The sequence below is a fragment of the Thermus caldifontis genome, assembly GCF_003336745.1.
Lineage (GTDB): Bacteria > Deinococcota > Deinococci > Deinococcales > Thermaceae > Thermus > Thermus caldifontis.
Genome location: NZ_QGMX01000001.1, coordinates 340,488 through 361,782 on the forward strand (window position 1 = coordinate 340,488; position 21,295 = coordinate 361,782).

Below are 21,295 nucleotides of genomic sequence, written 5' to 3' on the forward strand. Positions count from 1 at the left end.
CCTAAGCCGAAAAGGGCCGGGTATACCCGGCCCTTGGGCATGGGGGGCTAGGCCCCTTCCTTGAGGCGCTCCACCACGGAGCGGTCCTCGAGGGTGGAGGTATCCCCCTTGATCTCCTGCTCCCCGGCGGCGATCTGCCTCAGGAGGCGGCGCATGATCTTGCCGGAGCGGGTCTTGGGCAGGGCGTCGGTGAAGCGCACCTCGTCGGGGCGGGCGATGGGTCCGATCACCTTGGCCACATGGGCCTTGAGCTCGTCCCGCAAGGCGTCTGAGGGGGCATGCCCTTCCTTCAGGGTGACGAAGGCCACAATGGCCTCCCCCTTCAAGGGGTCGGGGCGGCCCACCACCGCCGCCTCCGCCACCGCGGGGTGGGAAACCAAAGCGGACTCGATCTCCATGGTGCCAAGCCGGTGCCCGGCCACGTTCAGCACATCGTCCACCCGGCCCAGGATGAGGTAATACCCGTCCTTATCGCGCCTAGCCCCATCCCCGGTGAAGTAGTTGCCGGGGTGCTGGCTGAAGTACTGTTGCAGGAAGCGGTTAGGGTCCCCCCAGACGGTGCGGAGCATGCTGGGCCAGGGACGGGTGATGCAAAGGTGCCCGCCCTCGTCCGGATTCTCCACGGGCCTGTGCTCCGAGTCCAGGATCTCCGGCTTCACCCCAAAGAAAGGCTTTCCCGCATGCCCGGGCTTCATGGGGTGCGCCCCGGGAAGGGTGGTGATCATGATGCCCCCGGTTTCCGTCTGCCACCAGGTGTCCACGATGGGGCACCGCCCCTTGCCAATCACCTGGTAGTACCAGAGCCAGGCCTCGGGGTTGATGGGCTCCCCCACGGTGCCCAAAAGGCGCAAGGAGTCCAGCCGGTGCCTCAGGGGCCAACCCTCCCCCCACTTCATAAAGGCCCGGATGGCGGTGGGAGCGGTGTAGAGGATGTTCACCCCGTACTTGTCCACGATCTGCCAGAAGCGGTCGGGCTCGGGCCAGTTGGGGGCTCCCTCGTACATCACCGTGGTGGCCCCGTTCAAAAGGGGCCCGTAGACCACGTAGGAGTGGCCGGTGATCCAGCCCACGTCGGCGGTGCACCAGTACACGTCCTCGTCCTTCAGATCAAAGACCAGCTTGGTGGTGAGGTAGACGTAGGTCATGTACCCGCCCAGGGTGTGCAACACCCCCTTGGGCTTCCCCGTGGAACCCGAGGTGTAGAGGATGAAAAGGGGCTCCTCCGCCTCCATGGGCTCCGCCTCGGCCCGGTCGGAGGCCGCCTCCATGAGCTCGTGCCACCAGTGGTCGCGGCCTGGGGTCCAGGGTACCTCCTCCCCGGTGCGGCGCACCACCACCACGTGCTCCACGCTGGAGGTCTCCCTTAAGGCCTCATCGGCGTTCTGCTTGAGGGGCACCACCTGGCCCCGCCGGTAACCGCCGTCGGCGGTGATGAGCACCTTGGCCTCGGCATCCTTGATGCGGTCCGCTAGGGCTCCGCTGGAAAACCCGCCGAAGACCACGGAGTGCACGGCCCCGATGCGGGTGCAGGCCAGCATGGCGATGGCCGCCTCGGGGATCATGGGCAGGTAGATGGTGACCCGGTCCCCCTTCTTCACCCCCAGGCGCTTCAGGATGTTGGCGAACTTCTGCACCTCCCGCCAGAGGTCGTGGTAGGTCAAAACCCTTTCCTCCCCCGGCTCCCCCTCCCAGATGAGGGCCGCCTTGTTGCGGCGCCAGGTCTTTACGTGGCGGTCCAAGGCGTTGTAGGAGAGGTTGGTCCTGCCGCCCACGAACCACTTGGCATGGGGCAGGTCCCCCTCCAAGACCTTCTGCCAGGGTTCAAACCAGTGGAGCTCGGAGGCCACCCGTCCCCAGAAGCCCTCGGGGTCCTTTAAGCTTTCCTCATAGAGCCGCTGGTACTCCTCCTCGCTCCCGATGTGGGCCTGTTGGCGGAAGGCCTCGCTGGGGTAAAAGACCCGCTCCTCCTTGAGAACGCCCTCTATCCGGTCCATATACCCTCCCTTGGCCTTTAAGGATAGGCTGGCCCCCGGACGAGGTCAAGAAACGGGGGGTTTTTCACCATTTGCCAAACCCTTTGTTTCTTGACAGAGGGAAACCGCCTTGGGGAACATGGGTCTAGATGGCCAGGAAGAGGAGCCTTTCCACGGTCCAGGCGGCCTTGCGCATCCTGGCCTACCTGGCCGAGCACCCGGAAGGGGTGGGGGTGAAGGAGGTGGCCCGCCTTTTGGGGAAGAGTCTATCCACCGCCTACGCCCTTTTGAACAGCCTGGCAGAGGAAGGCTTCGCCGTGAAGACGGAGCGGGGGTACCGCCTGGGCCAGGCCAAGCCCCTCCGGTTGGAGACCACGCCCCTCGAGGAGGCCTTGGAGGAACTCTACCTCCGCACCCGGGAGCGGTGCTACCTGGCCCTTCTCACCCCGGAGGGAATCCGGCTTAAAACCCGAGGCCGGCAGGGCCAGCCCCACCCCCTGGGGGAAACCCTCCCTGAGGAAACCCACGCCCTAGCCCTGGGCAAGGTCTTTTTGGCCTACGGGGTTTTGCCCCCACCCCCCTTGCGCCCCAAAACCCCCTACACCCTCACGGATCCCCTGGCCCTGGAGGAGGAGCTTTCCCGGGTGCGGGAGTCGGGGCTGGCGGTGGAGATGGAGGAGTACGCCCTGGGGCTTTCCGCCCTGGCGGCCCCCCTTTTCGACCCCGAGGGCCAGCTTCTGGGCGCCTTGGGGGTGGTGGTCCCCGCCAGGCGCTTCCCCTTCGCCTTCAGCCGTCTGGCCCGCTCCCTTTCCGAGGTGGCCCAGGTCTCCCCTTACCTCAAGCCCCCAGCCCCCCCGCCCTTACCCCCACCTGTGGAGGCCAACCTGAAGGTGGAGGTGGTGGCACCCCCTGCCCCCTTGCAGGAAAGGGCCAACCTCAAGGATTACGCCGAGGTGTACCGGGCGAGCCTCGAGGACCCCGAGGCCTATTTCGGCGGCTTCGCCCAGGAGTTTTACTGGCAAGTCCCCTGGCAAAGGGCCTTTGACCCGGAGAGCCGGCGCTGGTTCGTGGGTGGATGCACCAACGCCGCCCTCAACGCCCTGGACCGGCATCTGCCCGAGAGGGCCCAACAACTGGCCCTCATCACCTTGGATGGGGACGGGGAGCTCAGCAAATGGACCTACCGGGAGCTCCAAAGCCTTTCCGCCCGCTTGGCGGGGGTGCTCCTGGACCTAGGGGTAAGGCCCGGGGACCGGGTGGCCCTCTACCTGCCCACCGGGGTGGAGGCAGCCCTAAGCCTCCTGGCCCTGGCCCGGATTGGGGCGGTCCATGTGGCCCTGCCCGTGGGCCTAGGGCCGGAGGCCCTAAGGGAAAGGCTTTTGCAAAGCCAGGCCCGCATGCTCCTCGCCGCTGACGGCTACTTCCGCCGGGGCCAGCTCATTCCCTTGAGGCCGGTGGTGGAGGCCGCCCTTTCCGGCCTGGACCTGCCGGTGCTCTGGCACACCCGGGGCACCACGGAGTTTTTGGAACGGGCCTCGGAGGGAAAACCCGCGGAGGCTATCCCGGTTCCCGCCCAGCACCCCCTTTTTATCCTCTATACCTCGGGTTCCACGGGAAAGCCCAAGGGCGTGGTCCACGGCCACGGGGGGTACATGGTGGGGGTGGGCTGGGCCTTGCGCTACCTCTTTGACCTCAAGCCGGGGGAGGTCTTCCACACCACCGCCGACCTCTTCTGGGTGGTGGGGCACTCCTTCGGCCTCTATGCTCCCCTCTTCCTGGGGGGCACCAGCCTCCTGGTGGAGGACCGGCCCGACCACCCCAGCCCCGCCGCCTTTTACGAGCGGCTAAGGCGGCTGGGGGTGGACGTGCTCCTCACCTCCCCCACGGTCCTAAGGGGCCTGCGCCGGCACGGGGAAGCCCGGCCCACCTCCTTGCGCCTGGTGGGAAGCGTAGGGGAGGCCTTGGCCCCAGAAGTGTGGCGCTGGACCCGGGAGAACCTGGCCTGGCCCCTGGACAACTGGTGGCAGACGGAGCTGGGGGCCCCAGCCCTGGCCACCCCCCTCACCCTCCCCGCCAAACCGGGCTTCGTGGGGGTACCGCTACCGGGGGTGGAGGCCCGGGTGGTGGACGCCGAAGGCCGGGTCCTGCCCCCTGGGGCCAAGGGGCATTTGGTCCTCCTCCGCACCGGCCCCGCCCACATGGTGGACCTCCTTGGGGGGGAAAGCCCCTGGCGGGGCGGGTTGTACTGGACCGGGGACCTCGCCACCTGGGACGGGGAGGGCTACTTCCGCATCCTGGGCCGCTCCGATGAGGTGATCAAGGCCGGGGAGGCCAGGCTGGGCACCGCCGAGGTGGAGGCGGCCGCCCTCACCCACCCCCAGGTGGCGGAGGCGGCGGCCATCGGCATTCCGGGGGAGGAAGGGGAGGAGATCGCGGTCTTCGTGGTGCCTAGAAGGGAGGTCCCGGATGAGCTTAAGTCCCTTCTAGCGGAAAAGCTCAAGGCCCATCTCCTAAGGCACCTGGGGCCTGTCCCTCCACCCCGGATCCTATTTGCGGAGAGCCTGCCGCGCACCCGTAGCGGCAAGATCCTAAGAAGGCTTTTGAAGGCCCAGCTTTTGGGCCTTGACCCCGGGGATGTCTCGGGATTGGAGGAGGAATATGGCGGTGGAAAAGCTCCTTAAGGAAGAGGAACGGCTCTGGGCCCCAGAAGAGGTGCGCCAGAAGGCGAACCTCCAGAACTTTCCCGAAGAGTATTGGAGAAGCCTCGAGGACCCTGAGGGCTTCTGGGGAGAATGGGCTAGGAGGTTTTACTGGGAGACGCCCTTCCATAGGGTGCTGGAGTGGAACCTCCCCGAGCACCGCTGGTTCTTGGGGGGCACCACCAACGCCGTTTACAACGCCCTAGAACGCAACGTGGAAAGGGGCTTGCGCAACAAGGTGGCCCTCCTCTACCTCTCGGAGGATGGCCGGGAGGAAAAGCTTACCTACGGGGAGCTCCTGGACCGGGTGCGCCGCCTGGCCACGGGGCTAAAGCGCCTGGGGGTGGAAAAGGGGGACCGGGTGGTGATCTACATGCCCCTGACCCTGGAGGGCATCGTGGCCATGCTGGCCACCGCCTATTTGGGAGCCATCCACAGCGTGGTCTACGCTGGGCTTGGGGTAGGCGCCCTGCGGGAGCGCATCCTGGACGCCGGAGCCAAGCTCCTCATCGCCGGGGACGTGAGCTTTAGGCGCGGCAAGGGGGTGGACCTCCGCTCCATCGTGGAGGAAGCCATCCAGGACCTGCCCCTTAAGGTGGTCTGGTTCCAAAGGGCCTTCCAGGTTGAGCTTCCCCAAGGGCACTATGATTTCCAGGAACTCCTTTGGGGAAACCCCCCGGAGGCCCGGGCGGAGATGGTGGACGCCGAGCACCCCCTCTTCATCCTCTACACCTCCGGTTCCACCGGAAAACCCAAAGGGGTGGTGCACGTGCACGGGGGGTACATGGTGGGCACCACCTACCACCTGCGCACCTTCTTTGACGTCAAGGACCAGGACCTCTTCTGGGCCACCAGCGACATCGGCTGGATCGTGGGGCATTCCTACATCGTCTACGCTCCCCTCCTGGAAGGGGTTACCAGCGTTCTCAGGGAAGGGGCCCCCGACTACCCCGACCCCGGGGCCTTTTGGCAGGTGGTGGAGCGCTATCGGGTGAACGTGATGTTCACCGCTCCCACCGCGGTGAGGCTCTTCATGAAGTTCGGCCCCGAATGGCCGGGGAAGTACGACCTCTCCTCCTTGCGCCTCATGGCCGTGGCTGGGGAGCCCCTTAACCCCGAGGCCCTGCGCTGGGCCTACCGCCACTTGATGGACGAGGGCCGGCGGGGCTTCGTGGCCGACAACTGGTGGCAGACGGAGCTGGGTGGGCCCACCCTGGGGACGCCCCTCACCCTCCCCGCCAAGCCGGGCTTCGCCGGAGTAGCCCTACCGGGGGTGGAAGCGGAGGTGGTGGACGAGGAGGGGAAACCCGTTCCCCCGGGGCAAGGGGGGCTTCTGGTGTTGAAGCGCCCCTTCCCCCACATGATGCGCACCGTCTGGGGCAACCACGACCGTTACCTCCAGTACTGGCGGGAGGTGCCGGGGAACGTGTACGTGGCCGGGGACGTGGCCAGCAAGGATGAGGAGGGGTACTTCAGCGTCCTGGGCCGGGCGGACGACGTTTTGAACGTGGCCGGGCACCGCATCGGCACCGCCGATGTGGAAAGCGCCCTGGTCTCCCACCCGGCGGTGGCCGAGGCAGCGGTGATCGGGGTCCCCGATCCCCTCAAGGGGGAGGCCATCAAGGCCTTCGTGGTCCTCCGCCTGGGCCAAACGCCATCGGAGGAACTCAAGGAAAGCCTCATCGCCCACGTGCGCCGGGAGCTGGGCCCCATCGCCACCCCCTCGGAGGTGGTCTTTTTGGACAAGCTTCCCAAAACCCGCTCGGGCAAAATCCTCCGCCGCTTGCTTAAGTCAAAGGAGCTGGGCAAGGACCCGGGGGACCTGTCCACGCTGGAGGAGTGAAGCCTGCTCCCAACCAGCGACCCTGGGGTACGAGGGCACGCGGTTTACGAGAAACCGAGGGTTTTCAGGTATTCGCCAAACGGCCCTTTTCTTGACGCTCCAAGGAAAGGGAGTTAATATTCGCCCAGCAGGCAGGATACAGGCTCATGCAAGGGACCAAAGCCCCTGCTTGCATTTTCACCATAGGGGAGGTGAAGCGCATGGACGGGATACCTGAGGCAGTCAAGGAGTGGTACTGGGGGGAGGTCAAGCGGCTTACCCTTCGCTCCCTTTTTTACTGGATCATCATTGCCATCGTCTTGCCGGTCCTTTCCCCCCTCTTCAAGGGGGTGACCATTGGCCCCTTGCCCTCGCTCCACTGGTACATCAACAGCTTGATCGTCATCGTGCTTGGCATTGTGCTCATCTTCTGGTACGCCGCCCGTATGAATCGGCTGGACGAGGAGTTGGAAAAAAAGCTTAGGGAAGGGAGGTAAACCATGGCCCCAGCAAAAGGCATGTCGCCCGTGGTGCGCAATCCGTTGATTACCGCTATTGTGGTGGTCCTCTTGGCTATTCTGGCCTACCCGGTAGGAGGGCAGTACCTGACCTCCCTGGTACTTATCATCGGCAGCATCTTGGTCTACTTGGTTCTGGCCCTCACCCTCCGCTCCCAGGCTGCTGCTGACTTTTATGTGGCAGGCCGCTCTATCCCGGCGGTGGTGAACGGAGCCGCCACCGCCGCCGACTGGATGTCGGCGGCCAGCTTCCTCTCCATGGCGGGGATCATCGCCTTTCTGGGCTTTGACGCCCTGCCCTACGTGATCGGCTGGACCCTGGGCTATACCCTCATGGCCTTCACCATCGCCCCCTTCGTGCGCAAGTCCGGCACCTACACCGTGCCAGAGCTTATTGAGCGTCTGGCAGGCAACTGGTCCACGGCCCGGGTCATCGCGGTGCTCATGGTCTTTATCACCTCTCTCACCTACCTCACCGCCCAGCTGGTGGGGGTGGGTGTGGTCTTTTCCCGCTTCTTGGGTATCCCCGCCACCATAGCCGTCTTCGTGGGCGTGTTCGGGGCCTTAGCCTACGCTTGGACCAGCGGCTGGCGGAGCATCACCTGGGTGCAGTTCGTGCAATACTGGGTGCTCATCTCCATGTACCTCCTGCCGGTGCTCATCGCCAGCGCTTACTTGGGGCTTCTTCCCATACCCCACCTCCAATACGGCCCCCTCTTGGCCGAGGTGGAGGCCCGGGAAGCCGCCGCAGGCGTTAGCCCCCTGTGGACCGAACCCCTGGCCCGGCCCTTCGCCGGCGGGACAGGGATGCTGAACTGGATCCTGGCCGCCTTGGTCCTCATGCTGGGTACCATGGGCCTGCCCCACATCCTGGTTCGTTTCTACACCGTCACCAACGTGCACGCCGCCCGCCTAAGTGTGGGCTGGGCCCTTCTTTTCATCGGCCTCCTCTACACCACCGCCTCCATCTATGCCGCCATCGCCCGGCTTTCCATCAGTAATCTTTGGAACAAACCCCTAGATGTGGTGATGAACACCACCTGGATCCAAAAGTGGCTTCCCACAGGCTTAGTCAAGATAAGTGACGCCAACGGGGACGGGATCATTCAAGCAGCGGAACTCTCCTTCCACAACGACATCGTGGTGGTGGGGATGCCGGACATGTTCGGCATGCTGTGGCTCATCTCGCCCCTGGTGGCCGTGGGCGGTTTGGCTGCGGCGCTTTCCACCGCCGACGGGCTTCTCCTCGCTATGTCCACCGCCATCTCCCGGGACATTTACAAGCGCTTCATCAACCCCCAAGCCTCGGAGGCAGGGGAGGTGGGCTTCGTGCGGGCCATGCTGGTGGTCATCGGCTTGGTGGGAGGCTACTTGGGCTACTTGGCTATTCGGGACCCCGGCTTTAGCCGCTACGTGGCCCTGCTGGTAGGCTGGGCCTTCGTCTTCGCTGCCTCCACCTTTACCCCGGCCATCATGCTGGGCATCTTCTGGAAGCGGCTTAACCGTTACGGAATCGTAGCGGGGCTGATCGTGGGCATGGCCGTGGCCTTACCCTACGTGCTGGCCGTGGGCATCTTTAACGCCCCTCCCTTGGCCCTCTTCGGGCAGAAGATCGGCACCATCGCCTGGGGAGCCGTCTCCTTCCTGGCCAATGCCCTCACCGCCATTGTGGTCTCCCTGCTCACGCCCCCTGAGGGGAAGGAACGGGAGGCCTTTGTGGATCACATGCGCATGCCCGACTAGGGGCTATGCCTTGCGGGGGGGCCAGGCCACCCTGGCCCCCTTTTTGAAGGCCGTAAGGACCACAAGCCGGGGACGCCCAAAACGAAACACTTGGGTAACGGCAAGCCGTAGGCCCTCCCACTCGTCGTAGCAAAAAAGCCGTTTCCCTCCCAGCAGGCGTTCCCAGGGCCCGGCGGCCTCGTCAAAGCAGCTTACCCCTCGCTCCAGCCCACCCCGGGTCCAGACGAAAAGATGGTAGGCCACCTGGTCCTCGAGGCGCCGCATCCTCCCCGGGGCTCGCACAAAACGCTCCACGTACTCCACCAGCTTGCCGTACACCGCCTGCTTTTCCTCTTCCATATGCCATACTATAAGCACAAACCCAGGCCATGGCTGTAGACCTCCTAGCCAAAATCCCCCCTCTGGACCGGCTCCCCCAGGAGGAGCTGGAACAGCTGGGTCGGTCCGCCTCTACCCTTGACCTAGCCCCCCAAACCACCCTTCTAACCCAGGGGGGCAGTCCCTCCCAAAACCTCTACCTCCTCCTAGAGGGCCAAGTGGCCCTCCTGGACGGGGAACGGGAGGTAGGGACCCTGGAGGCGGGGGAGTTTTTCGGCTTCCCTTCCCTCCTTTCCGGGGAACCCCCGGCCCTAAGCGTGGTGGCCAAAACCCCGGTCAAGGTCCTGTCCTTTCCCAAGGAGGCCTTCCAAAGGCTCCTGGCCCACCCGGAAATCGCCCGCTTCTTCGGCCAGGGCCTCGTGGAGAGGGTGCGGCTTCGCATGGACCTAGAACCCTCCCTCTTGGCCCCGGTGGGAAGCCTGGTCCGCCGTTCCCCTTCCTTTATCCCCCCTTCGGCCACGGTGGAAGAGGCCGCGAGGAGGATGCGCCAAGAAGGCATCTCCAGCCTCCTGGTGGAAGGGGAGCCTTTGGGCATCCTCACGGACCGCGACCTAAGAAACCGGGTCCTGGCGGAAGGCCTTCCCCCCTCCACCCCCGTGGCCCGGGTGATGAGCGCGCCCCTCTTCACCCTCCCGGCGGAAACCCCCATCCATGAGGCCCTGGCGGCCATGGTGGAGCGGGGCATCCACCACCTGCCCCTTACGGAAGGGGGGCAGGTGGTGGGGGTGGTCACCCATACCGACCTGCTCCTCAACCAGGCCCAAAGCCCCTTGGTCCTCCTCCGGCGGATCGAAAGGCTGGAGCTTTCCCGCTATGGCCTCGAGGTGGCCTCTTTGGTGGAGAGCCTTGTCCAAAGGGGCCTCGGGGGCGTGGAGGTCGGCCGGGTGGTGGCCTCCTTGAACGACGCCCTCATCCGCCGGCTGGCCAAGGAGGCGGAAAGGGCCTTGGGCCCGGCCCCGGTTGCCTATAGCTTCATGGTTTTCGGCTCCGAGGGGCGAAGGGAGCAGGCCCTCCTCACCGACCAGGACAACGCCCTTGTCCTGGCGGAAGGGGGGCACGACCCCTACTTCCAGGCCCTGGCGGAGCACGTGGTGGGAGGGCTCATCCAGGCCGGCATCCCCGAGTGCAAGGGCGGCTACATGGCCACCCGCTGGCGCAAGACGCTCGCCCAATGGCAAGACACCTTTCGGCGTTGGATGGAAACCCCCGAGCCCCAAGCCCTCCTGGATACCCAGATTTTCTTTGACTTCCGCTCCGCAGCCGGTGGCCTTTCCCTAAAGCCTTTGGAGGAAACGGTGTTGGAGGGAAGCCAGAAGGGGGTCTTCCGCTACCACCTGGCCCAGGCCAGCCTAGCCTTCCGCCCACCCTTGGGTTTTCTGGGCAGGGTGCGCACCGAGGAGGGCTTTCTTGACCTGAAGCGGCACGCCATCGCCCCCATCGTGGCCCTGGCCCGGCTTTACGCCCTTCTAGCGGGAAGCCTGGCCAAGGGCACAGTGGAAAGGCTACGGGCGGCGGCGGAGGCCGGCACCCTAAGCCAGGAGGGAGCGGAAAGGTTGGAGGAGGCCTTCCGCTTCTTCTTCACCCTGCGCCTCAAGCACCAGCTTCTGGCCCTGCGCCAGGGAAAGCCGGTGGAAAACCGCATCCTCTGGGCCACGTTGAGCCCGGGAGAAAAGCGGAGGGCCCTCGAGGGGTTCCGGGCCATCGCCGAGCTTCAGGAAAGCACCGCAAGCCGGTTCCAACTGCGATGAAGGAGAAAGCCCTCGCCCTCTTCCTCCTGGCCTTAGTCCTCTTCACCTTACCCCTGGAGCTCTTTTCCTGGGGGGGAAGGAGCCTATGGGGAATCCCCGCCGCCTACCTCTACCTCTTCCTGGCCTGGAGCCTCGTCATCCTCCTGGCCTATAGGCTCTACCGCAAGCCATGAGCGCCCTGGCTTTGTTCCTCTTTCTCCTCCTTTACCTGGCCTCCTTGTTCCTGGTGGCCCTCTGGGGGGAGGGCCGGGGAAGAGGCCTAGCCCAAAGTGCCCACGCCTATGCCTTTTCCCTGGCGGTCTACGCCACCGCCTGGACCTTTTTCGGAAGCGTGGGCCGGGCGGCCACGGAGGGAGCCACCTTCCTTCCCATCTATCTGGGCCCCACCCTGGTCCTTTTCCTCTGGCCCTTTTTGCACGGAAGGCTTCTGGAGCTGGCCCGCTCCCACCGCCTCACCTCCTGGGCCGACTTCCTTTTCCTCCGCTATGGCCCCGGTATCCTTGGCCCCCTCACCGCCCTTTTTCTCGTGGTGGGGCTTCTTCCCTACCTGGCCCTGCAGCTCAAGGCCATCGCCCAAGCCTTCCTCTTCCTAAGCGGAGGAAAGGCTCCTTTAGGGGATGTGGCCCTCCCCACCGCCTTGCTCCTGGCCCTATTCGCCATCCTCTTCGGCACCCGGCACCTGGACCCCTCGGAAAAGCACCCCGGCCTGGTGCTGGCGGTGGCCTTTGAATCCTGGGTGAAGCTCCTCGCCTTCCTCCTGGTGGGTGGGTTTGTGCTTTGGCACCTGGGCAGCCCCTTTCCCCGGGCCCTTCAGGATCCCGAACTCCTTCCCCTGCTTTCACCCCCAAAGGGCCTTTCCGGGCAGGTGGCCTGGGGGAGCCTGGTGGCCCTCTCCGGCCTGGCCTTCCTCTTCCTGCCCCGGCAGTTCCACGTGAGCGTGGTGGAAAATGCCGACCCCGGGCACCTGCGCCTGGCCGCCTGGCTTTTTCCCTTTTACCTCCTCCTCATCAACCTGCCCGTCCTTCCCTTAGCCCTTTGGGGGCGCACCCTTTTGCCTGGGGGGAACCCCGACCTCTACGTGCTAGCCCTGCCCTTGGAGCTGGGAAGCCAGGGGGTAGCCCTTTTAGCCTTCCTGGGTGGGGTTTCCGCCGCCACCGCCATGGTGATCGTGGAGAGCCTGGCCCTTTCCATCCTCATCTCCAACCACCTCCTCTCCCCCTGGCTCCTAAGGTGGAAGGCCTTGGGAAGCCTCCTGCTTTGGCGAAGGCTCTCCATCCTCCTGGTGATGCTTCTTTCCTACCTTTACTTCCGCCTGGCGGGGGAGGCCTACGCCTTGGTGGCCATGGGCCTCATCTCCTTTGTGGCCGTGGCCCAGCTGGCCCCCGCGGGGCTTTTGGGGCTCTTCTGGAAGGGAGCCACCCCCCAAGGCGCCCTGGCTGGCCTCCTGGGAGGGATGGCCCTTTGGACCTATACCCTCTTCCTGCCCGCCTTGGCCCGCTCTGGCTGGCTTCCCAAAGGGTTTCTGGAGGGTCCCCATCCCCTCCTCCACCCCCAAGGGCTTTTGGGCCTCCAAGGCCTTGACCCCATAACCCATGGCTTTCTCGCCAGCGTGGGGCTGAACCTGGCCCTTGCGGTGGGGGTTTCCCTCTTCACCCGGAAGGGCCCTACCCCGGAGGGGCGCACCGGGGAACCGGCGGAGCTGGCCGCCTTGGTGGGCCGGGTCCTGGGCCCAGAGGCGGAAAAGGCCTTCCGGGGAGAAGCCAAGGCCCTTTCTGGCCCCAAGGCCGTGGCCCTGGCGGAGTCCTGGCTTTCCGCCTCGGTGGGCCCCGCCACCGCCAGGCTCCTCCTCCTTTCCGCCACCCGGGAGGCTCCCGAGGCCCCTTCCCCCTTTGAAGCCCTCCTGGAGGAAGCCGCCCGGGAGTCGCGGGAGGTGCGAGCCTACGCCCGGGCTTTGGAAGAGGCCAAGCGGGAGCTAGCGGAGGCGTACGAACGCCTAAAGGCCTTGGACCAGGCCAAGGACGAGATCCTGGCCGCCGTCTCCCACGAGCTCAAGACCCCCCTCACCGCGGTGCGGGCCTTGGCGGAGATCCTCGAGGCCAACCCCGACCTCAGCGAGGAGGAAAGGCACCGCTTCACCGCCCTCCTCGCCAAGGAGGCTGCCCGCCTTTCCCGCCTGGTGGAGGAGGTGCTGGCCTACACCCGGTTGCAAGCGGGGGTGCCTTTGGCCAGGAGCCCCACGGACCTTAAGGCCTTGGCGGAGGAGGCCTTGGCCTTGGTGGAACCCCTGGCCCGGGAAAGGGGGATTACAATGGAGTCCCAGCTGGCGGGGGTCCAGGCCGTCACCGATCGGGACCGGGTGCTCCAGGTGCTCCTAAACCTCCTCCACAACGCCCTGCGCCACGCACAAAACCGGGTGCGCCTCGAGGTGGCTCCCGGCAACCACGAGGTCCTTTTCCGCATCCAAGACGACGGGCCCGGGGTACCCCAAGAGGCCAAGGCCCTGGTATTTGAACCCTTTCAGAGCTTTTCCGGCGGCACGGGCCTGGGGCTTTTCCTGGCCAAGAGGCTCGTGGAAGGATTGGGAGGCCGGATCTGGCTGGAAAGCAGGGAGGGGAATGGGGCCTCCTTCGCCTTCACCCTCCCCTTGGAGGTGAAGCATGAGAATCCTGGTGGTGGACGATGAGGAAAGCATCCTGGTGCCCCTGGAGTTCCTCCTGAAGAGGGCCGGGTACGAGGTGGTCCTGGCCCGCACGGGGGAGGAAGCCTTAAAAGCCCTGGAGCAGGAGGCCTTTGACCTTCTGGTGCTGGACCTCATGCTTCCGGGCCTGGACGGTTTTGCCGTGCTGGAAAGAAGCCGTAACCTCCCCCACAGGCCCAAGGTCTTGGTCCTCACCGCCAGGGGGCGGGAGGCGGACCGGGCCAAGGCCCTGGCCCTGGGGGCCGAGGCCTTTATGGCCAAGCCCTTCGCCACCCAGGACCTTCTTGCCCAGGTGGAAAGGCTGGTAAAAGGATGAGGGAAGCCCTCCGCTTCTTAGGCGCCCTTCTCCTGGGCCTCCTCCTGGTGGGGGGTACGGTGGCGCTAGGGTTCTTCCTCCTTCTCCAAGGGGAGGACGCCCTAGCCCGGGAGTTCCTACGCCTGGTCCAGGCCAGGATTCCCGCACTCCTTTTCGTGGGGTTTCTCTTCATCCTGGTGCTGGGAGCCCTGCTCTACCCCGTGTTTCTAGGCTACCTGGCGGCCACCCGGGCCCTGGGGCAGGAGGCGGAGGTGATCCTGAGCAACCCAGGCCACCGCCTTCGCCCCCGGGGTCCTTTTGAGCTTCAGGCCCTTGCGGACCTCATCAACCGCCTGGCCCAGGAAAAGGAGGCCTTGGAACGGGAGGTGGCGGCCCGGATCGCCGAGGCCAAGACCCTCCTGGAAGAGGAGCGCAAGAAGCTGGCCCTTCTCATCGCCCACCTGCCCCAAGGGGTGGTCCTGGCCAACCCCAAGGGCCAGGTCCTCCTCTATAACCCCGCCGCCCGGGGGCTTCTGGGGGAGGGCCTGGGGGTGGGCAAAAGCCTCCTGGGCCTTCTGGACCGGGGGCTTTGGGTCCACGCCCTAAGCCTTCCCGAGGAGCGCTTTCTCACCCAGGGGCCCAAGGGGGCCTTGTGGCTTCAGGTGGTGCCCCTGGAGGGCAACGAGAGGTACCTGGTCCTTCTGGAAGGGGCCAAAGAGGAAGGGGCTCTGGAGGGAGGGCTCCTTCACCAACTGCGGGACAAACTGGCTGGGCTTAAGGCCTTGGTGGAGGTGCTGCACCTGGAGGTGCAAACCCCCCGTCTGCAAGCCCTCCTGAACACGGCTAGGGCCACTGCGGAAGAGCTTGGCCAGCTCCTCGCCTCCTGGAGGCCCCCACCCCAGGCGGCGGAGGTACTGGCGGAGGACCTCCTTCCCCTCCTCCTGGAGACCCTGGAGCGAGAGGCGGGCATCGCCCCCGGCTTCTCCCTGGAGGAGGAGGCCAGGGGGCTTCTGGTGTTGGCGGACACCTACGCCTTGGCCCGGGGCTTGGCGGAGGCCCTCGAGGAGGTGGAGGAAGCCTTCTTGGCCGCCAGGCGGGAGGATGGCTTCCTTCACCTCACCCTAACCCTCCCGGAGGGGGGTGGGGGCGTCCGGTTGCCTCCCCTGCTGGAGGAAGCCGCCGGGCGCTCGGGGGGAAGCGCCTGGAAGGAGGCCTTTCGCCTCCACCTCCTCCTTCCCGCACGGGAAGCCCCTAGGCTCCCCGCCCAAGAAGGACCCCCTCCCAGGGCCGTGGTCTTTGACCTTACCCTCCTCCAAGTCCCGGAGGAACTGGAGGAAGCCCCCTTAGAGGGCCTCCTCTACACGGCCTTTGACCTGGAAACCACGGGTTTGGACCCGGAAAAGGACGCCATCGTCGCCCTAGGAGGGGTGCACGTTTTAGGGCAAAGGGTGCTCCGCCAGGAGGTCTTTGAGGCCCTGGTGGACCCCGGCCGGCCCATCCCCAAGGCTTCCAGCCAGGTGCACGGGCTAACCTGGGAGATGCTCCAGGGGAAACCCCGGCTGGAAGAGGTCCTTCCCGCCTTCCGCGCCTTTTTGGAGGATAGCGTCCTCCTGGCCCACAACGGAGCCTTTGACATGGCCTTTTTGCGGCGGGTGGGCATCCACCAACCCCCCTTGGTGGACACCCTGCTCCTTTCCCACCTCCTCTTCCCCGACCTAAAGGACCACCGTCTGGAAGCCTTGGCGGAACGCTTCGGGGTACCGGTGGTGGGGCGGCACACCGCCTTGGGGGACGCCCTCATGACCGCCGAGGTCTTTGCCCGGATGCTTCCCCTTCTTAAGGCCAAGGGGTACCGCACCCTGGGGAGGACCCTCGAGGCCTGCGCCAAGCTGCCCCTGGCCAAACTGCAATACTAAGCCCCGGTGGGGGGATCAGCGCCGTCTTCGGGCCTTCTGGCCGATGTCCTTGCGGTACTGGGCCCCAGGAAAACCCACCTGGGGGATGTAGGCATAGGCCCGCCCCAAGGCCTCCTCCAGGTCCTGGCCCAACCCCACCACGTTCAAAACCCGTCCCCCAGCGCTCACCCACCTACCCCCTTCCCACCGGGTCCCCGCATGGAAGACCAGGACCCCTTCTGGCGGCTCGGGCACATGCAGGGGAATCCCCTTCCTGGGGTTTTCCGGGTAGCCGGGTGCCGCCAGGACCACGCAGGCCGAGGCCCCTTCCCGCCAGGAAAGCTCCGTCCCCCCAAGCCGCCCCTCGGCCACCCTTAGGGCCAGCTCCACCAGATCGTTTTGCAAAAGGGGTAAAAGGGCTTGCGCCTCGGGGTCGCCGAAGCGGGCGTTGAACTCCAACACCTTGGGCCCTTCCCCGGTCAACATGAGGCCAGCGTAGACCACCCCGCGGTAGACCACGCCCTCCGCCCGCAAGCCCTGGACCAGGGGCCTCAGGATCTCCTCCTCCACCCGCCGCAGGGTTTCCGGACCCATGGGGTAGGGGGCCACCGCCCCCATCCCCCCGGTCATGGGCCCTTGGTCCCCATCCAGAAGCCGCTTGTGGTCTTGGGAGGGCAAAAGGGGAAGGATGGCCTCCCCGTCGGTGAGGGCGAGAACCGTGGCCTCCTCCCCCTCCAGGTATTCCTCGATGACCACCTCGCCCCCCTCGGGTCCGGAAAGGATGTTGGACACCGCCTGTTTAGCGGTGTGGAGGTCAAAGGCCACCGTCACCCCCTTCCCCGCCGCCAGCCCCGAGTCCTTGACCACGATGGGTACCCCCACTTCCTCCACGTACTCCAGGGCCGAAAGGGGGTCCTGGAAAACCCTAAACCGGGCGGTGGGGATGCCGTAGCGCTCCATAAGGGCCTTGGCAAAGGCCTTGGAGCCCTCAATCATGGCCGCCTTCTGCGTGGGGCCGAAGACGAGAAGGCCCCGCCTCGCAAAGGCATCGGCGATCCCCTCCACCAAAGGGGCCTCGGGACCCACCAGGGTGAGGTCTATACCCTCGTTCAAGGCCCAGTCCGCCAGGGCCTCCACGTCCCCGCTCCAAGGCACCAGCTCCGCCAAAGCCGCCATCCCGGCGTTGCCAGGGGCGGCGTAAAGCCTGTCCACCAAGGGGCTTTGCGCCGCCTTCCAAAGGAGGGCGTGCTCCCGTCCCCCCGAGCCCACCACCAGCACCTTCATGGGGAAGATTCTACCCGGGCCAGGGTCTTTTCCACCCGAAGCCGCACCTCCTCAGGCAGGGTGGCGAGCTCCCGGCGCAGGGCTGGATGGTCCTCCGCCAAAAGGTGGGCGGCCAAAAAGGCCCCTCTTCCCCACTCGCCCCCTTGGCCCTGGAAGGCCCAAAGCGCCATGGCCTCCTGTCCCCAGGCCTTAAGAAGGGCATACGCCCGCAGGTAAAGGGGCCTTTGCCGAGGGGGCAGGCCCCGGAGCCAGGGGGCGAGCTCCCCTTCCTCGGGGGGCGGGAAGGCAAGCCCCAGGAGGACAAGCCGCACCGCCTTGGGATAGAGGCGGTGTTCCAGGAAAAGCACCCGCCTTTCCAGGGTCTCCGGGGTGTCCCCGGGCAGGATGGGCACCCGCCCCTGCAGGACGATGGGGCCGGTGTCCATACCCTGGTCCACGAAGTGCACCGTGGAGCCCGTTTCCTTCTCCCCCGCCATGAGGACCCGCCGGTGCACGTTTAGCCCTGGGTAGTCAGGAAGAAGGGAAGGGTGGATGTTGAGAAGCCGCCCGTACCAGGCCTCCACAAAACCAGGGGAAAGGAGGCGCATGAACCCGGCCAGGAGCACCAGGTCAATGCGCCTGGCCCCCAAGAGGGCCAAGGCCTCCCCCTCAAAGGCCCTCCGCCCCCGCCAGGGGATGGCCAGCGCCTCCACCCCCCGGCTCCCCGCCCGCCTTAGGGCGTAGGCCTCCGGGTTGTCGGAGAGGACCAGCACCACCTCCCCCCAAGGGTTTCCGGGCGGAAAGGCCTCGAGGAGGGCCTCCAGGTTCGTCCCCCGGCCTGAGGCCAGGACCGCCATGCGCGCAGGCCGGCCTAGAGGAAAGGGGGTGGAAAACCCGCGCCCCTCCATACTAAAGAGCCTCGGGATGGTGCTTCTGCCAGTAGCGCACCAGACCTTGGAGGTTCATGTAAGGGGGATCGGCCAGCTCATATAGCTTTATCCCTTCCTCCCCCACCCCGGCCCGCCGCAAGCCTTCCCGCCAGTAGGTCTCAAAACGCTCCGTCATCGCCTCCAGGGGAAGGCCCTCCTTGAGCCGGTGCAGGACCCAGCCCGCCCACTCCTCCAAAACACCCCGTAGGGCCAGGAGGTGGGCCTCCACGTCCCGGTAGGGGCCGAAGTGGGTGAGGTAGAGGGCCTCGGGCCTGAGGGCTAGGATGCGGTCCAAGGAGGCGTACCAGCTTTCCAGGTGGATGTCGGGGGGCGGGGTGGGGGGCAGGACCGGCCCCGGGGCTATCCGCACCCCGGCCACGTCCCCGGCGAAGAGGAGGCCCTCCACCAGGTAGGCGTGGTGGTGGGAGGCGTGGCCCAGGGTTTCCAGGGCCTGTACCCTAAGCCCCCCTAGGTCCACCACCTCCCCATCCGCCAAAGCCCGCACCTGCGCCTGGGCAATGCCCTTAAGCTCTCCCCAAAGGGGTTTCAGCATGGCCCCATAGATGCGCTCGGCGGAGGCCAGAAGCCTCGAGGGGTCCACCAGGTGGGGGGCCCCCCGCGGGTGCACGTACACCGTGGCCCCAAGCTCCGCAAACCGCCAGGCGGCCCCGGCGTGGTCCAGGTGGATGTGGGTCACGAAGACGTGGCGGACCTCCTTGGGGTCCACCCCTTCTTGCCTTAGGGCCGCCTCGAGGCGGGCGTAGGTGCTCTCCGGCCCCGTTTCCATCAGTACCGGCCCCTCCTTGGACTCCAGGAGGAAGCTGGCGATCACCCCTTCCGCTCCCTGGAAGTGGAGGTCCAGGACCTTCACCATGGGCGCTCCTCCTTAGGGCCGATCCGGGTGTGGAGGGTGCCGATGCCCTCAATGGCCACCTCCAACCGGTCCCCAGGCCTAAGGGCCCCCACCCCTTCCGGCGTGCCCGTGAGGACCACGTCCATGGGCTCCAAGGTCATGAAGCTGGAGATGTACGAGAGAATCTCCGCCACGGAAAAGATCATGGCGGACGTATGCCCTTCCTGACGGAGCTCATCGTTCACATAGGTGCGCACCCAGGTGTTCTGGGGGTCCAGATCGGTCTCAATCCAAGGACCCAGGGGCAAAAACTTGTCCGCGCTCTTGGCCCTCACCCACTGGAGGTCCTGCTTTTGCGCATCCCTGGCGGTGATGTCCACGGCGATGGTGTAGCCCAGCACGTGGTCTAGGGCCTTTTCCGGGGGCACGTGGCGCATGCGGTCCCCGATCACCACCGCCAGCTCCCCCTCGTAGTGGAGCTCCTGGGTGAAGAAGGGGTAGGGCACCGCATCCCCCGTGTTCCAGGGGTCCCGGGGGTTACCGGGGTGGGCCAGGGTGTTGGGGGCCTTCAGGAACAGGCCCGGCTCCTTGGGCAGGTCCTGGCCGAAGTCGTGGCCCATCTCCCGGATGTGCTCCTTGTAGTTCCTCCCCACGCAGACGATCTTGCTGGGCGTGGCCGGGACCAGAAGGCGAACCGCCGCCAGGTCATAACGCTTCCCCGTGGGGTTGCCCCCCGGGCCATCGGTTTCCAGGACCAGCTCCCCTTCCAGTATGCCCCAACGCCCCTCGTTAAACCGGAGGATCTTCATGCCCTAAAGCTACCATCTCCCCCTAAGGATTTGCAGGCCCCTGAGCCCCACCAAAAGGGCCGCCAGGAAAGCCCCAAGCCTCCCCTCGGGGGAAGCCAGGAGCAAAAGGGCCAGGTACCCGAAGATGGCCCCAAAGGGAATGGGGTAGATGCCCTTCCGGCGCCTCCCCCAGTAAAGAAGGTGGTAGACCCCCGCCACCCCAAGGCCCAAGGCCGTGGCCAGGAGGGTTTCCCCGGGAAACCAGGCCAGGAAGTAGCCCAGGGAGGGCGCAATCCCACCCCCGCCCCGGAAGCGGAAGAAGAGGGGCCAGTTGTGCCCCGCCACCACGGCCCCCGCCGCCCAGGCCCGCCACTCCGGCGGGGTCAGCCAGGCGGCCAGCGCCCCTTTGCCCAGGTCAAAAGCCACCACCCAAAGGGCCGCCCAAGGGCCCTTTCGGCGGTAAACCCCAGAGCCCCCGGGAAGGTCTTTGGCCCGCACCTCGGGGAAGAAGAGGAGGCCTGCCACCAGGGAACCCAAAAGGTACGCCAAGAGCACATAGGCCATACCCCCATTCTTGCAAAGGGCCGGGGCTTGCCCTATCCTAAGGATGGAAGTTTCCATGAAGCGCTTCCACTTCCTGAGGTGCTGAGGCCATGAAGAAGAAACCCACCATCCTCGAGGTGGCCGCCCGGGCCGGGGTCGGCCTGGGCACGGTGAGCCGGGTGCTCAACAACCACCCTGCGGTGCGGCCGGAAACCCGGGCCCGGGTGCTAAGGGCCATGGAGGAGCTGGGCTACACCCCCAACCCCCATGCCCGGCGCATCGCGGGAGGCAGAAGCTACACGGTTTCCGTCCTTCTCCCCTTCGTGGCCACGGAGTTCTACCGCAGGCTGGTGGAGGGGATCGAGAGCGTGCTCTTGGAAAAGCGCTACGACCTCGCCCTCTTTCCCATCCTCTCCCAGGCCCGGCTTAGGCGCTATTTGGAAAGCTCCACCCTGGCTTTTCTCACCGACGGCCTCATCCTGGCCTCCTACGACCTCAGCGAGCATTTTGAAGGGGGCCGTCTTCCCACCGACCGTCCCGTGGTGCTGGTGGACGCCAAGAATCCCCGGTACGACTCCGTTTACCTGGACAACTTTCTGGGCGGTCACCTGGCCGGGGAGCACCTGGCCCGCTTCCCCGGGCCCATCTTCGCTGTGAAGGTAGAGGAGGAACCCGACCGGGCCTTCCACCACACGGTCTTCGCCGAGCGCCTGGCCGGCTTCCGGGAAGCCCTCAAGGCCACGGACCGCCCCTTCCCCGAGGAACACCTTTACACCACCCGCCTCTCCCAGGAAGGAGGCAGGCTCGCCCTCCGGTACTTCCTGGAAAAGGCCTCCCCGCCCTTTAGCGTCTTCGCCGGCGCCGACCAGGTGGCCCTGGGGGTCCTGGAGGAGGCAAAGAGGCTGGGGCTTACCGTGGGCAAGGAGGTGCGGGTTTTGGGCTTTGACGGCCATCCCTTCACCGAGGAGGTGGGGCTTTCCACCATCGCCCAGCCGGTGGAGGCCATGGGGGCCCGGGCGGCGCAACTCCTCCTGGAAAGGATGGAAGGCTATGCCGGCCCTCCCCGGGAGGTGCGGTTCGAGCCCCTCCTTATAGAACGGGCCTCCACCCGCACTTCCCCTGCGGCCCCCTACCTGCCTTAGAATGCGCC

At 66.0% G+C, this 21,295-nt stretch carries 17 protein-coding genes; 10 read left to right on the forward strand and 7 right to left on the reverse strand.

Features of this window, described 5'->3' with window-relative positions:
* Positions 1 to 47: 47 nt before the first annotated feature.
* Positions 48 to 1,994 (reverse strand): acetate--CoA ligase, encoded by a 1,947-nt coding sequence (gene acs, locus DK874_RS03600; protein WP_114312663.1) that lies wholly within the window; start codon positions 1,992 to 1,994, stop codon positions 48 to 50.
* A 128-nt stretch (positions 1,995 to 2,122) separates the two neighbouring features.
* Here acs and DK874_RS03605 point away from each other — a divergent pair, with 128 nt between their 5' ends.
* The 4 genes from DK874_RS03605 to DK874_RS03620 all read left to right on the forward strand — a co-directional run bounded on the left by DK874_RS03605 (position 2,123) and on the right by DK874_RS03620 (position 8,755).
* A complete protein-coding gene (locus tag DK874_RS03605; RefSeq protein WP_114312664.1) occupies positions 2,123 to 4,654 on the forward strand; it encodes an AMP-binding protein in 2,532 nt (843 codons plus the stop codon).
* Positions 4,632 to 6,515: an acetate--CoA ligase gene (locus DK874_RS03610; protein WP_114312665.1), complete on the forward strand. Its 1,884-nt coding sequence runs from the start codon at positions 4,632 to 4,634 to the stop codon at positions 6,513 to 6,515. The genes DK874_RS03605 and DK874_RS03610 overlap by 23 nt, the downstream gene beginning before the upstream one ends.
* 200 nt (positions 6,516 to 6,715) lie before the next feature.
* Positions 6,716 to 6,991 carry a DUF4212 domain-containing protein gene (locus tag DK874_RS03615; protein WP_162798705.1) on the forward strand — a complete coding sequence of 92 codons (276 nt, stop codon included), beginning with the start codon at positions 6,716 to 6,718 and terminating at the stop codon, positions 6,989 to 6,991.
* A 3-nt stretch (positions 6,992 to 6,994) separates the two neighbouring features.
* A complete protein-coding gene (locus DK874_RS03620; protein WP_205387552.1) occupies positions 6,995 to 8,755 on the forward strand; it encodes a VC_2705 family sodium/solute symporter in 1,761 nt (586 codons plus the stop codon).
* Positions 8,756 to 8,758: 3 nt separating this feature from the next.
* Here DK874_RS03620 and DK874_RS03625 read toward each other — a convergent pair whose 3' ends face one another.
* Positions 8,759 to 9,094, reverse strand: a complete 336-nt coding sequence (locus tag DK874_RS03625) for a hypothetical protein (RefSeq protein WP_114312668.1) — start codon at positions 9,092 to 9,094, stop codon at positions 8,759 to 8,761.
* 29 nt (positions 9,095 to 9,123) lie between these two features.
* Here DK874_RS03625 and DK874_RS03630 point away from each other — a divergent pair, with 29 nt between their 5' ends.
* From DK874_RS03630 to DK874_RS03645, 5 genes are read left to right on the forward strand one after another with little or no spacing between them, the layout of a single operon-like run.
* Positions 9,124 to 10,881: a DUF294 nucleotidyltransferase-like domain-containing protein gene (locus DK874_RS03630; protein ID WP_114312669.1), complete on the forward strand. Its 1,758-nt coding sequence runs from the start codon at positions 9,124 to 9,126 to the stop codon at positions 10,879 to 10,881.
* Positions 10,878 to 11,054, forward strand: coding sequence for a hypothetical protein (locus tag DK874_RS11740; protein WP_205387553.1), 177 nt, complete (start codon positions 10,878 to 10,880; stop codon positions 11,052 to 11,054). The genes DK874_RS03630 and DK874_RS11740 overlap by 4 nt, the downstream gene beginning before the upstream one ends.
* The gene (locus tag DK874_RS03635; RefSeq protein ID WP_114312670.1) at positions 11,051 to 13,564 is read left to right on the forward strand and encodes a sensor histidine kinase; all 2,514 of its coding nucleotides are present in this window, start codon (positions 11,051 to 11,053) and stop codon (positions 13,562 to 13,564) included. The genes DK874_RS11740 and DK874_RS03635 overlap by 4 nt, the downstream gene beginning before the upstream one ends.
* Positions 13,539 to 13,895: a response regulator transcription factor gene (locus DK874_RS03640; RefSeq protein ID WP_114312671.1), complete on the forward strand. Its 357-nt coding sequence runs from the start codon at positions 13,539 to 13,541 to the stop codon at positions 13,893 to 13,895. Before DK874_RS03635 ends, DK874_RS03640 begins: the two co-directional genes overlap by 26 nt.
* Positions 13,892 to 15,790 carry a 3'-5' exonuclease gene (locus tag DK874_RS03645; protein WP_114312672.1) on the forward strand — a complete coding sequence of 633 codons (1,899 nt, stop codon included), beginning with the start codon at positions 13,892 to 13,894 and terminating at the stop codon, positions 15,788 to 15,790. The genes DK874_RS03640 and DK874_RS03645 overlap by 4 nt, the downstream gene beginning before the upstream one ends.
* Positions 15,791 to 15,805: 15 nt before the next feature.
* Here the strand turns inward: DK874_RS03645 and purD are convergent, their stop codons facing one another.
* The 5 genes from purD to DK874_RS03670 are packed head-to-tail and all read right to left on the reverse strand — an operon-like array spanning position 15,806 to position 20,166.
* On the reverse strand, positions 15,806 to 17,053 hold the full coding sequence (gene purD, locus DK874_RS03650) for a phosphoribosylamine--glycine ligase (RefSeq protein ID WP_114312673.1): 1,248 nt from the start codon (positions 17,051 to 17,053) through the stop codon (positions 15,806 to 15,808).
* Entirely contained in the window at positions 17,050 to 17,889 is an 840-nt protein-coding gene (gene purN, locus DK874_RS03655) for a phosphoribosylglycinamide formyltransferase (protein WP_114312707.1), read from the reverse strand. The genes purD and purN overlap by 4 nt, the downstream gene beginning before the upstream one ends.
* Positions 17,890 to 17,941: 52 nt before the next feature.
* A complete protein-coding gene (locus tag DK874_RS03660; protein ID WP_114312674.1) occupies positions 17,942 to 18,835 on the reverse strand; it encodes an MBL fold metallo-hydrolase in 894 nt (297 codons plus the stop codon).
* Complete coding sequence (locus tag DK874_RS03665) at positions 18,829 to 19,623, reverse strand: fumarylacetoacetate hydrolase family protein (protein ID WP_114312675.1); 795 nt, start codon at positions 19,621 to 19,623, stop codon at positions 18,829 to 18,831. Before DK874_RS03665 ends, DK874_RS03660 begins: the two co-directional genes overlap by 7 nt.
* Before the next feature lie 9 nt (positions 19,624 to 19,632).
* On the reverse strand, positions 19,633 to 20,166 hold the full coding sequence (locus tag DK874_RS03670; protein ID WP_114312708.1) for a glycerol-3-phosphate acyltransferase: 534 nt from the start codon (positions 20,164 to 20,166) through the stop codon (positions 19,633 to 19,635).
* Between the two features lie 89 nt (positions 20,167 to 20,255).
* On the opposite strand from DK874_RS03670, the gene DK874_RS03675 reads away from it, so the two are divergent.
* Positions 20,256 to 21,287, forward strand: coding sequence for a LacI family DNA-binding transcriptional regulator (locus tag DK874_RS03675; protein ID WP_114312676.1), 1,032 nt, complete (start codon positions 20,256 to 20,258; stop codon positions 21,285 to 21,287).
* Positions 21,288 to 21,295 lie beyond the last annotated feature (8 nt).